This is a genomic window from Nocardioides sp. J9, from assembly GCF_007829375.1.
In the GTDB taxonomy this organism is placed as follows: domain Bacteria; phylum Actinomycetota; class Actinomycetes; order Propionibacteriales; family Nocardioidaceae; genus Nocardioides.
Window position 1 is genome coordinate 85,861 of record NZ_VLJQ01000132.1, and the last position, 10,797, is coordinate 96,657.

10 protein-coding genes are annotated in these 10,797 nt (G+C 74.5%); 1 reads left to right on the forward strand and 9 read right to left on the reverse strand.

Going from position 1 to position 10,797, the window contains the following annotated elements:
• From L615_RS22090 to dacB, 3 genes are all read right to left on the reverse strand, one after another.
• Positions 1-519, reverse strand: a 519-nt coding sequence (locus L615_RS22090) for an ATP-binding protein (protein ID WP_145726489.1), incomplete at its 3' end; no start/stop codon positions are given.
• 10 nt (positions 520-529) lie between these two features.
• The gene (locus L615_RS22095) at positions 530-1,591 is read right to left on the reverse strand and encodes a zinc-dependent metalloprotease (RefSeq protein ID WP_232221751.1); all 1,062 of its coding nucleotides are present in this window, start codon (positions 1,589-1,591) and stop codon (positions 530-532) included.
• 112 nt (positions 1,592-1,703) lie between these two features.
• The gene (dacB, locus tag L615_RS22100; RefSeq protein WP_186449980.1) at positions 1,704-3,191 is read right to left on the reverse strand and encodes a D-alanyl-D-alanine carboxypeptidase/D-alanyl-D-alanine-endopeptidase; all 1,488 of its coding nucleotides are present in this window, start codon (positions 3,189-3,191) and stop codon (positions 1,704-1,706) included.
• Between the two features lie 179 nt (positions 3,192-3,370).
• Between dacB and L615_RS22105 the strand changes: the two genes are divergently transcribed.
• A complete protein-coding gene (locus L615_RS22105) occupies positions 3,371-3,859 on the forward strand; it encodes an inorganic diphosphatase (protein WP_028655551.1) in 489 nt (162 codons plus the stop codon).
• 212 nt (positions 3,860-4,071) lie between these two features.
• Here the strand turns inward: L615_RS22105 and L615_RS22110 are convergent, their stop codons facing one another.
• The 6 genes from L615_RS22110 to L615_RS22135 all read right to left on the reverse strand — a co-directional run.
• Entirely contained in the window at positions 4,072-4,677 is a 606-nt protein-coding gene (locus L615_RS22110) for a TetR/AcrR family transcriptional regulator (RefSeq protein WP_036517582.1), read from the reverse strand.
• Positions 4,677-5,366: a class I SAM-dependent methyltransferase gene (locus L615_RS22115; protein ID WP_051485734.1), complete on the reverse strand. Its 690-nt coding sequence runs from the start codon at positions 5,364-5,366 to the stop codon at positions 4,677-4,679. The genes L615_RS22110 and L615_RS22115 overlap by 1 nt, the downstream gene beginning before the upstream one ends.
• 1 nt (position 5,367) lies before the next feature.
• Positions 5,368-7,335, reverse strand: a complete 1,968-nt coding sequence (locus L615_RS22120; protein WP_145726479.1) for an acyl-CoA dehydrogenase — start codon at positions 7,333-7,335, stop codon at positions 5,368-5,370.
• A gap of 62 nt (positions 7,336-7,397) precedes the next feature.
• Complete coding sequence (locus tag L615_RS22125; RefSeq protein ID WP_145726480.1) at positions 7,398-8,687, reverse strand: C40 family peptidase; 1,290 nt, start codon at positions 8,685-8,687, stop codon at positions 7,398-7,400.
• A 172-nt stretch (positions 8,688-8,859) separates the two neighbouring features.
• Positions 8,860-10,056, reverse strand: coding sequence for a phosphatase PAP2 family protein (locus tag L615_RS22130; protein ID WP_261376818.1), 1,197 nt, complete (start codon positions 10,054-10,056; stop codon positions 8,860-8,862).
• An 83-nt stretch (positions 10,057-10,139) separates the two neighbouring features.
• Positions 10,140-10,797 (reverse strand): TOBE domain-containing protein (locus L615_RS22135; RefSeq protein WP_145726481.1); only part of this gene is annotated, 658 nt, incomplete at its 5' end.

The window sequence follows — 10,797 nt, forward strand, 5'->3', positions numbered from 1 at the left end:
CCGGACCCGGGCGAACCCGGGGTCGTGGTTGTGCGGGTCGTCCCACGCCTCGATGCCCTCGGCGAGGCAGGCGGCGACGGTGTCGTCGCGGGCCAGCCCGAGCAGCACGGTCTCGGCCTGGTCGTCGCGGGTGTGGCCGAGCAGGACGACGGCGGCGCCGAAGTGCTCACGGACCTGCTCCAGCACCTCGTAGCGGGCGCGGCGGGCCGCGGCCTCGACCCCGAGCCCGCCGGGGTCGACCTGCACCCGCGCGGTGGCGGTCTCGTCGGCGCCGAGCCCGGCCATCTGGGCGACGACGCGGGCGGCGTGCTCCGCCGACCCGTCCTGCAGGCCGTGGTCGACGGTCACCCCGACCACCCGGTGGCCGGGACGGCGGGCCTCGAAGACGGTCGCGCTCAGCAGCGCGAGGGAGTCCGCACCACCGGAGCAGGCGACGAGCACGGTGCTGCCCTGCTCGAGCGGACCGAGGACGCGTCGTACGCCCCGGCGCACGGCGGCGACGGCGGGGTGCAGGCCCATCGGCGCCTCCTCAGCCGAGGACGCGGCGGATCCAGCCCTCCGGGTCCGCGAGCTCGGACTTGCCGGGAAGGTTCTCCGGACCGGCCCAGACGGCGTTGAACTCCTCCATGCCGACCTTGTCGACGACGGCGCGCACGAAGCGGGCGCCGTCGCGGTACTGGGCCATCTTGGCCTCGAGGCCGAGCAGGCGGCGCAGCAGCCGGTCGAGGGTGCCGACGCCCTGGCGGCGCTTGGTGAACTTGCGGCGGATGTCGGCGACGCTGGGGATGACCGTGGGGCCGACGTCGTCCATGACCACGTCCGCGTGGCCCTCGAGCAGCGACATCATCCCGGTGACCCGGTCGAGCACCTCGCGCTGCTCGGGGGTGCTGAACATGTCGACGATGCTGCCGCCGGAGCGGGCCGACCTGACCGCCTCCAGCAGCCGCTCGCCGCCGCCGTCGAGCAGGCCGGCGGGGTCGACGGTCTCGCTGATCGCCTCGATCTCGGAGAAGAGGTGCTCGCGCATCCACGGCACGGCCGTGAACTGCACACGGTGGGTCTCCTCGTGCAGGCAGACCCAGAGCCGGAAGTCGTGCGGGTCGACGTCGAGCTCGCGCTCGACGTGGACGATGTTCGGCGCGACGAGCAGCAGCCGCCCGTGCGGGGCGTGGAACGGGTCGAACTGGCCGAGCACCTTGCCGGCGAGGAAGCCGAGCAGGCCGCCGACCTCGGCGCCGGTGACCTTTGAGCCGATCTTCACCCCGAGCCCGGAGGCGCGCTTGCTGGCGGCCAGCTTGGCGACCATCGGCTGCGTGGCGACCTGGAAGCCCTCGGCGTTGGCCTGCACCCAGCCCGGGCGGTCGACCACGAGGATCGGCGCGGTGCCGTCGGGGGCGTCGAGGCCGGTGAAGTCGCGGACCAGGCCGGTGGAGCGGTTGGCCCCGGCGCGCAGCTCGGCGACCGCGTCGTCGGCCTCGGCGCGGGTGACCACGGGGCCCTCCCCCGCGATGCGGCTSCCCAGCGCCACCGCCAGGCCCCAGTCGATCATCGGCGGCAGGTCCGCGCTCGGGTCGGGCGTGTGGTCGGGCATGGGGAGAGCGTAGACGGGGGCCGGGCGCGGCCCCCCGCGATTGGACCGGTCCGGAGGGTGGGCGCGGCAGGCCCAGGGGGCCCCAGGCGGCGTCCGGGCGGCGTCCCGGGCGTCAGCCGCCGCAGGCGCAGGCGCCGAGGCCGGCCGCGGCGTCGTCCATCGCCACCCGGGCCAGGCCGCTGCGGTCGGGGCGCACCTTGTCGGCCATCAGCGCGAACGCCATCAGGTTGCCGTCGCGGTCGACGGCGATGCCGGCCAGCGAGCTGACCCCGGTCAGCGTGCCGGTCTTGGCGCGCACCCGGCCGCGACCCTCGGCCGGTCCGTGGTCCATCCGGTCGGTGAGCGAGCCGGTGTAGCCCGCGACCGGCAGGCCGGACAGCACCGGGCGCAGCTGCGGGTGGTCGGGCGAGGCGGCCCAGCGCAGCACCTCGACGAGCACCTCGGGCGCGAGCCGGTTGTCGCGGGAGAGCCCGCTGCCGTCGTACAGGACGGAGGCGCCGAGGTCGATGCCGTTGGCGCCCAGCACCCGCTCGACCCCGCGCTGGCCCGCGGCGAAAGAGCCCTCGCCCTGGTCGGCGATGCCGATGTGGCGCAGCAGGACCTCGGCGGCGTTGTTGTCGCTGACCTCGAGGACCCGCTGAACGACCTGCGCGACGGTGGGGCTGCTGACCGACGCGACCGGGGTCGTCGTCGGGCCCGCGACGGTGCGGGTCGTGCGGCCGGCCACCTTGATCCCGGCGCGGACCAGCTCGCGGCGGAACTCCGCGGCGGCGCTCGGCGCCGGGTCGGGGACCTTGGTGGTCAGGTCGGGCGTGCGGGCCTGGTCGACCCACAGGGCACTGATCGGCGCGACCTCGGAGGGGAAGTAGTCGGGCCGCCAGCGTGGGTGCAGGGCGGGACCGGTGAACAGGGAGTCGTCGTACCCGAGCCGCACGGTGCGCACGCCGTCGGCGCGCAGGGCGGCGGCGGTGCTGCGGGCCAGGGTGCGGATGTCGGCGCGCTCGGGGTCGAAGGTGGGGCTCGCCGCGTCGCCAGCGCGGGACGGGGTGCGGGTGAGGTAGGGGTCGCCGCCGCCGACGAGCACCAGCCGCGGCGTGCGGCCCGAGGAGTCGAGGACGGTGGTGGTCTCGAAGGTGCGGTCCGGGCCGAGCACGAACAGCGCGGCCGCCGAGGTGACGACCTTGGTCGTGGAGGCGGGGATCGCCACCGGGCTGCCCTCGCGGGCGCGGTAGGCGAGCCCGGTGCCGTCCACGGGGCCGACGGCGGCGATCACGTGCTTGCCGAGGTCCCGGGCGTTCAGCCGGCGCAGCGCGCGGCGCAGGGCCGCCTCGTCGAGGGCACCGGCAGCGCGGGCGGGCTGGGCCAGCACCTTCGGCCGTACGACGGCCGGCACGTCGACCCCGGGAGGCGGCGCGACCGCGGCCGGGTCGGCGGGCTGCTCCGGCGCGCCGCGCAGCTCGTCCCACCAGTCCTCGGCGGCACCGGTCTGCCAGGCGACCCCGCCACCGGCGAGCAGCGCCACGCCGAGGACCCCTGCGACGGCCTTCCGGGCGCGCCCGGGACGCGCCTCGCCGTCGTTCCCGGACCTGCGCCTGCCCACGTGTCTCCTCCTGCGTGCGCGCCCGGGCCGTCCCACGATCGGCTCCCGACTGCGCGTTCCGGGACATTGTGCGGGACAATGCTGCGGACAGCGGCGCGGGGCAGGTCCGGGAACGGTTCACCGGCGCCCCGGCCGGCCCGCGCCGCGGGCGACGAATGAGTGTGTGGAGGAAGCCTGTGCTGGAGTTCGACGTCCTCGTGGAGATCCCCAAGGGGAGCCGCAACAAGTACGAGGTCGACCACGAGACCGGCCGGATGCGGCTCGACCGCTTCCTGTTCACCTCGACCATGTACCCCGCCGACTACGGCTACATCGAGGACACGCTCGGCCAGGACGGCGACCCGCTGGACGCCCTCGTCCTGCTGCAGGAGCCGACCTTCCCCGGCTGCCTCATCAAGTGCCGCGCCATCGGCATGTTCCGGATGACCGACGAGGCCGGCGGCGACGACAAGGTCCTGTGCGTCCCGGCCGGCGACCCGCGCATGGAGCACCTGCGCGACATCAACCACGTGCCGAACTTCGACCGGCTCGAGATCCAGCACTTCTTCGAGGTCTACAAGGACCTCGAGCCCGGCAAGTCCGTCGAGGGCGCCGACTGGGTCGGCCGCGCCGACGCCGAGGCCGAGATCGTCGCCTCCTTCGAGCGGTTCAAGGCCGAGGGCCACTGATCCTCCCCGGGCCCTGCCCGGACCACGAGCTCTGGGAGCCCGGCTGCGCACGCGGCCGGGCTCTCGTCGTACCCGGGGGTGGGAATCACCTCTTCAGCGGCGATTCCGTCGCTTCCTGACCGTTGCAACGGTCAGGAAGTGCGAGGAACGGTCAGGAAGTGCGGACGTCACGTCCGCGACGAGGACGGCTCCGCCGTGGTCGGGTACGACGCTCAGCGCGGCGCCAGGACGTCGGCGAGCTCGGCCGCGAGGTCGGCCGGGTCGGCGTCGTCCTCGGGCGGCATGGTGACGTAGCTGGCGGCGAGCCGGGCGGTGGTGCGGGCGAAGGCGCGGGCGTCGTCGACGTCCGGCCAGGCCGCGCGGGCCATCTCCTCGAGCCGGCCGGTGACCAGGACGAGCAGGGGCGCAGCGTCGGCGGTGACGATGCGGACCAGGTCGGGGTGGGCGTCACCCTCGCGGACCCGGCCGATGAGGGGGTCGTCGGCGGCGGACTGGAGGTAGACGAGCAGCCCGTGCTCCAGCCCGGCGCGCGGGTCGCCGGGGTGCTCGGCGACGGCCTCGGCGATCACGTCGCACAGCGCGTCGGCGAGCGCGAGGGTGTAGGCCCGGGCGAGGCCGTAGCGGGAGCCGAAGGTGTTGTAGAGGGTCTGGCGGCTGACCCCGGCGTCACGCGCGACGGCCTCGAGGGTGACGTCGCCCCACGGCTGCTCGATCAGCAGGTTGCGCAGGGCCGCGAAGACGGCGGCGCTGCGCTCCTGCGCCGAGCGGCGGCGGGCCCGCTGGGGCCGGGAGGGGCGCGGTGGCAGGGGGACACGCATCAGCGCTTGACCCCGCGGAAGTAGCCGATCGCGCCGCTCACCTCGAGCACGACGTCGGCGACGCCCTGGCCGGCGAGCCAGCCCTCGAGGTCCGCGCTGGTGCAGCCGGGGCCGAGCAGGCCCGCGGCCCGGCCGCCGATGCGCAGCGGGGCGTAGCGGCGGCGGTCGTTGAGCAGCGCGCTGCCGGTGAGCACGCCGCCGGGTCGCAGCACCCGCGCGAGCTCGATGACCGCACGGGCCGGGTCGGGGAAGCAGTGCAGCCCGGTGAAGGTCACGACGAGGTCGAACGAGCCGTCCGCGAACGGCAGGTCACCGACGTCGGCGAGCTGCGGGTGGACCTGGTCGTCGACACCGCGCTGGCGGGCGGCGTCCATGGTGCGGTCGAGCATCGCCTGCGAGATGTCGGCGGCGACGTACTCGACACCCTGTCCGGGCCGCAGGCCGCGCAGCGCGACACCGCCGCCGCAGGGGATGTCGAGGACCTTCGCGCCGGGTGGCTGGCGGCCGATCTCGGCGGCCGCGCGGTAGAGCAGGCCCAGGTCGCTCTGGATGCCGGCCCGCCAGATCGCGCCGCCGGCGCGGGGGTGCTCCACCGTCCAGTCGTAGAACGACGCCCACAGCGGGTCGTCGGACCAGCCGCCGAGGCCGGGGACCCTGGCGACGGCGGCTCGCAGCAACCGGTGGGGCACGTCAGGCGTCCTTCCCGATCAGGTCGGGGGCGCGCAGCAGCTCCTCGGGGACCGCGAAGGCGTCGACGAGGTCGCCGGCGACCGGGCGGATGCGGCGGCACAGCTCACCGATCTCGCTGGTGATCGCCTTCGACCGCTGGCTGGTCAGGCGGCCGTGCTCCATGAACCAGCCGCGGTCGGCCTCGATGGTGGTGAGCGCGTAGAGGTCGCACAGTGCGTTGAGGACGCCGTGCAGCGGCCCCTCGGTGGCCGCGACCTTGTCGACGAACGCCTCCAGCACGATCCGGTCGACATGGGCGCGGGCGGCCGCGATGACGTGGTCCTGCACCTGCGAGAACACCTCGCCCGGGTTGGCGCCACCGTCGACGCCGCTCTTGAGCCGGCGGGCCACGCCGCCGATGAGGTGCTCCTCGCGGAAGCGGAACATGGCGAGGTGGTACGCCGGGTCGAGCAGCCCGGCGTCGGTGTCCCAGCTGTCCTCCTTGCCGCCGGGCAGCAGGTCGCGGATCTGCTCGAGCAGCTGGAAGGCGCGGGTCCGCTCCAGGACGGTCTCGACGGCGAGGCCGGCGACGAAGCGGACCATGCCGAGCTGGTCGAGGTCCTCGAACTCGCTGGCGTAGTCGGTCAGCAGGCCCTTGGCGACGAGCTGGAGCAGGACGTGGTTGTCGCCCTCGAAGGTCGTGAACACGTCGGTGTCCGCCTTGAGTGCCGCGAACCGGTTGACGGACAGGTAGCCCGCGCCACCACAGGCCTCGCGGCACTCCTGGATGGTGCGGGTGGCGTGCCAGGTCGCGATCGCCTTGGTGCCGGCCGCCCGCGACTCCAGCCGCTGCCGTGACTCGTCGTCGGTGACGATGCCGGAGAAGACGTCGTGCAGCTCGCCGGTCAGCACCTCCTGGGCGAAGTGCAGCGCGTAGGAGCGCGCGAGCAGCGGCAGCAGGCGGCGCTGGTGCAGGCCGTAGTCGAGGAGCAGGTCCTCGCTGTCCTCGCTCGTCGCCTCGAACTGCCGGCGACGCAGCGCGTAGCGCACGGCGATGGTCAGCGCGACCTTCGCGGCGCTCAGCCCGGCGGCGCCGACCGAGACCCGGCCCTGGACGAGGGTGCCGAGCATGGTGAAGAAGCGGCGCCCGGCGCTCTCGATCTCGCTGGTGTAGGTGCCGTCCTCGGTGACGTCGGCGAACCGGTTGAGCAGCGCCTCGCGCGGCACCCGCACGCCGTCGAACCAGATCCGGCCGTTGTCGACGCCGTTGAGGCCCATCTTGTGGCCGTCGTCCTCGATCCGCACCCCGGGCAGCGTGGCGCCGTCCTCGTCGCGCAGCGGTACGACGAGCGCGTGCACCCCGTGCCGCTCGCCTGCGACCTCGAGCTGGGCGAAGACCACGGCCAGCCGGGCGTGCCTCGCGGCGTTGCCGATGTAGTCCTTGCCGGCCTCCGGCGTGGGGGTGGTGACGACGAACTCGGAGGTGTCCGGGTCGTAGGTCGCGACGGTGCCGAGGGCCTGCACGTTGCTGCCGTGCCCGGTCTCGGTCATCGCGAAGCAGCCGAGCAGCCGCCCGGCGAGCATGTCGGCGAGGTAGGCGTCGTGGTGGCGCTGCGTGCCGAGCTGCAGGATCGCGCCGCCGAACAGGCCGAACTGGACGCCGACCTTCACCAGCACCGACAGGTCGCCGTACGCCAGGGTCTCGAACGCGGCGATGGAGGCGCCGATGTCTCCCCCGCCGCCGTACTCCTTGGGGAAGCCCATCCCGGCTGCCCCGGCCTCGGCGATCTCCAGGACGACGTCGCGCACCCGCTCGCGGAACTCGTCGCGCGGCATGGTCTCGGCGTCCTCGAGGACCGGGGCGTACCTCGGCAGGAGCTCGCGCACCGTGCGCCGGATGTCGGCGTAGCGGCCGTCGAGCAGCTCGGTCAGGGCGGGGACGTCGACCTCCAGGGCGGGCGGGAGGGCGGTCGTGGACTCGTCGGCCATGCGCCGAACCTAGCCGAACGACGGTCGCGCCGGGCGCGACCTGCGGGCAGGCCGGGGGACGCTCAGGGGCGGGCGAAGAAGTCCGGGGTGCGCCAGTAGTACATGGACTCCTCGGTCACCGGCCGGCCGGTGCGCGGGGCGTGGATGATCTGGCCGTTGCCGCTGTAGAGCGCGACGTGGAAGATCGACGACGGGCTGCCGCCGTCGCTCCAGAAGACCAGGTCGCCGGGGCGCAGCTGCCCGGCCGAGATCGGGGTCGCGGCGTCGTACTGCGCGACGGAGTAGTGCGGCAGGCTCTTGCCGCCGGCCGCCCAGGCCCGCGAGGTCAGCCCGGAGCAGTCCCAGGCGTCGGGCCCCGCGGCGCCCCAGCGGTAGGGCTCGCCGAGCTGCGCGCGGGCGAAGGCGATGGCCGCCTGCGCGCCACCGGCCGGGGCGGGCGGGTCCTCAGGGGCGGGGTCGGCGGGCGCCGGGTCGGTCGTCGGGTCGGGCTGCGGGTCCGCGGCCTCCCCGGAGCCGTCGCCGCTGCCACCGCTGCCGCCGCTGCCGCCGTTGCCGCCGTTGCCGTCGTCGGAGGAGCGGTCGTCGCGGACGGGGGTGGCGGCCCGGGCGGCGCGGCGCCCGTCCTCCAGGGCGTCCTGGCGACGCTGGGCGACGGCGATGCTGACGCCCTGCAGCCGGGCGAGCCGGGCGACGAGGCGGGTCTTGTGCCGGGCGATCCGGGTGGCGGTCGCCGCGGCGGCGTCCGCCTCGGCACGAGCGGTGTCACGGGCGGCGCGGGCGGCTCCGAGCGCGCGGACGGCCTCCTTCGCTGCGGCCGTCGCGTCGGCCTCCGCCTCCTCGGCGGCACCGGCCGCGGCGTCGTACTCGGCGCGCTGCTGGTCGAGCAGCTCGTTGACGCGCTCGGTGGCGGCGCTGTCCTCGAGCAGGGAACGCATGTCCTCGGCGGCGAGGATCGCGTTCGCAGCCTCGGCGTCGCCGCTGCCGTCGGTGGTGATCAGCACGTCGCGGAAGGCGGCGGCCTGGACGCGCAGCGCCCGGTCGGCCCGTACGGACGCAGCGACCGCGCGCTTCTCCTCCGCCCGCGCCTGCCGCGCGGCCAGGCGGGCACCATTCCACGCCTCGGCCGCCCTGGCGGCCCGGATCGTGGCGGCGTCGAGCGTTGCGTCGGCCTCGGCGAGCAGCTCGCGCACCCGATCGACGTCGGTGCGGGCCGCGTCGGCCCGGTCCTGCGCCTCGCGGACGTCGGAGGCACTCGGCGTCCCGGGCCCGTCGGGGTCGGCGTCCGCGGGGGCGATCACTCCCGCCGCGAGGACGAGCGCGAGCAGTCCGGTCCCGAGAGCTGGTTGGCGCACCCGCAGCACCGTAGTTCCCATTCGTCACATTGGGAACAGAAATCTCGGATTTTCTCAGGAGTCACGGCGTGTCGGCTTGACTAACTACATCGTTGTAATTCGGGCGGAGCGAGCTCGGGGTTTCACCGCCTAGGTGGTGAAACCCCTCCTCGCCCGCCCGGCGACAGGCCAGTCAGCTCGCCGGGGCGGTCGCGGCCGGCTCCGCCTCCGCGTCGCCGTCCCCGCCGTCGGCGCCGTCCTCGGACGCCGTTGCTCCCCCACGAGGGCGGCGGGTGAAGCGTTGTCCGGCGGCCAGGCCGCCGACGTAGAAGGAGACCACCGCGATGGAGACGCCGGCGACGTCGTCGGCGACGTAGTGCCAGCCGAAGTAGAGGGTCGCGACGACGGTGCAGGCGAAGAAGATCCAGCCGAAGATCGTGAGCTTGCGCGAGCGCAGCGTGTACTGGATCGCGAGCACCCACAGCAGCGAGATGGCGACGTGCAGGCTGGCGAACCCGGCCACGGAGTTGAGGATCCCCTCGACGGAGTCGTCGTAGAGGTAGCGACCGCGCGCGTTGGTGATGCCGTCCATCAGGTCGGTCGTCGGCGTGTGCGCGAGCTTGGTGTAGCGCGGCCAGTAGGCGATACCGGGGCCGAGCGTGGGCAGCAGGTAGTAGGACAGCGTGCCCAGCGACCAGCCGAGCACCTGCGCGCACACGAACCAGTAGCCGAACGACAGCGTGCGCGACCAGACCAGCCAGACGAGGACGAGGGTGACGACCATCGGCAGGTACGCCAGGTAGACCTGCGAGAGGAAGTGGGCCGCGACGTTGGTGCCGAGCAGGCCGTGCAGGACGTCGCTGGGGTCGTGGCCGAAGAAGAGCACGCGGTCGACCAGGTGCAGCTCGCGGTCGTACGACAGCGCCCGCACCTCGCCCGGCGGCGCGTCCGGGTCGGAGCGCACGAACGGCAGGAACGACTTGAGGTTCCGGTAGCAGACGTAGGTGACGTAGAAGCAGAGCGTGCCGACGACGACCAGGCGCATGCGCCCGCGCGTCCAGTGGTCGCGGAAGCGCTCTGCGACGACCTCCTTGAACCGCCGGCGACGACGCCAGGACTGCCAGAGCCCGCGCACGCCGAGGTCGATGGCGAGGCCGGCGAGCAGGATCGTGAACGAGCGGATCACGACGTCGACGACGAGGATCAGGCTGAGCAGGGTGATGCTCGAGACATCCACGTCGAGCAGGTCGAGGGCCATCGTCAGGGACGGCCCGAGCATCTTGCCCTCGGGCTCGACGGGCGCCTGGTCGTACCTCAGGCCGACGACGTACGTCGTGACCCACATCAAGACTGCCGTCGAGACGAGCAGCGCTGTCGCACGCCGATACACCTCAGGGAGTGTAGGTCGTCGGGCCGACCGGCTGCGCGCGGGCCGCGCGTCCGGCGCCGTACGACGCGCGCGCGTGACCCGCGTCACGTCCACCTCCCGGCGCCCCGCGGGGGCAGCGCCGCGCAGGCTCCGGCGTCGACGTGGAGACGCACCCGGTCCCCCGGCGCGGGCTCCGTCGCGGCGTCGGCGAGGGCCGCGAGGCGACCTGCCCCGTCGACGTCGACGTCGAGCCGCAGTCCGTCGGGACCGAGCCGCACCGAGCGCACCGTGCCGGGCAGGCTGCCCCCGCCGACACCGACGACACCGCCGGCACCGTTGGCCGCGCCGCCCCCGTCGGCACCGTCGGCCGGCAGGGCCCGGATGCCCGAGGAGCGCACCGCCAGCTGTCCACCCGGCTCGAGCGGCACTGATGCGGCGCGGGCGACCAGCGTGGCGGCGTCGCCGTCGAGGACCACGGAGTAGCCGAGCGAGCGGGCGGCGGGAGCGTCGACGGGAGCCCGCCACAGCTCGGCGGCGGGGCCCTCCTGGACGACCCGTCCGCCGCGCATGACGGCGATCCGGTCGGCGACCGCGAACGCCTCGGACTGGTCGTGGGTGACGAAGAGCGCGGTGGTGCCGGCCTCGGTGAGGATGCGGCGCAGGTCGGCGGCGAGGCGGACCCGCAGGCTCGCGTCGAGCGCGCTGAGCGGCTCGTCGAGCAGCAGCAGCCGCGCGGCCAGGGAGCGGGCGAGTGCGACGCGC